Source organism: Prevotella sp. AM42-24 (genome assembly GCF_003461825.1).
GTDB classification, from domain to species: Bacteria; Bacteroidota; Bacteroidia; order Bacteroidales; family Bacteroidaceae; genus Prevotella; species Prevotella hominis.
On the sequence record NZ_QTXV01000132.1, the window covers coordinates 1,749 to 2,720 of the forward strand.

Annotated in this window: 1 pseudogene; it reads right to left on the bottom strand. The window is 47.7% G+C overall.

The window, feature by feature from the left end:
- A pseudogene (locus DW917_RS16575) lies at positions 1 to 972 on the bottom strand (hypothetical protein); the annotation flags it as partial.

Here is a 972-nt window from a genome sequence, read left to right on the forward strand (position 1 = left end):
TTGCATCTTCTCGTATGTATCGCCTTCTTGGAAGTTATTCTTCATTGCTCTTGCCATTACACGTGACTGCGCAGCCTCCAAGCTGCCGTCATTGCAGCAGAAGCCCTTGCCATCGACATAGTCGTTGTTGTCCTCGCCATTGTACGGCACTGCAAAGGTTGCATAATTATCCTTGATAACCTGCAACTGCTGGGTATATTTTCCCTTATAATCAACAGACAAGCCGTCAGTCTCGCTACCTGCATACTGAATGCGGCGTGGGTCTGAACCATAAGAGTCAAAGTCTCCAATCTTGCTGACTACACGCTGACTACCAATATAGATGTGCTTGGTGTAACGTCCGCCTTGGTTGGCAACGAGGTAAGGAGATACATACAATGAGAACTTGGCTGTGTTTGTGCGACCTCCAGCAAACTCGGAGTTCACATAGACTTGATCACTCTCACCCGATGTTTTCACCGTGCGCTCACCGTCTGCGTCATACCAATAATTCGTCACGAAGCCATTGTCATCAGAGGAAAGAAGACGGTTCTCCTCATCCCACTTCAACTTGCGCTCCGCTGCTTTTTCGTCAGCAATGCCGTCCTTCTTCGTGCGACTTGTATTGACATAAATGAGGTTTCCGTTGGCATCATACTCGTAGGCATGACTATTGTTCACATTCTCACTCTCCGAAGGAGTTTCCTCTGTGCGGTAGTTCACATCCTTTACATTGGCGAGTTGGAACTTCTTGCCTGTCTCTGTTCCATAGGTATATGACAAATCATAACCTGCATTCAATGTACCGTTGAACTGCACATTGTTCTGCGTAAGAATCTGACGCTTCGATGTGATGCGGTGCATGTTGTCGTAACCCATCGCAAGAGTGTAGCTTGCGGTCTTGTTGTCCGCACCAGTATAAGTGCCAGTTGCACTGACAAGACGGTAAAGAGCATCGTATGTATAGGTATGCGCCATCTGTCCGCCAGCCTT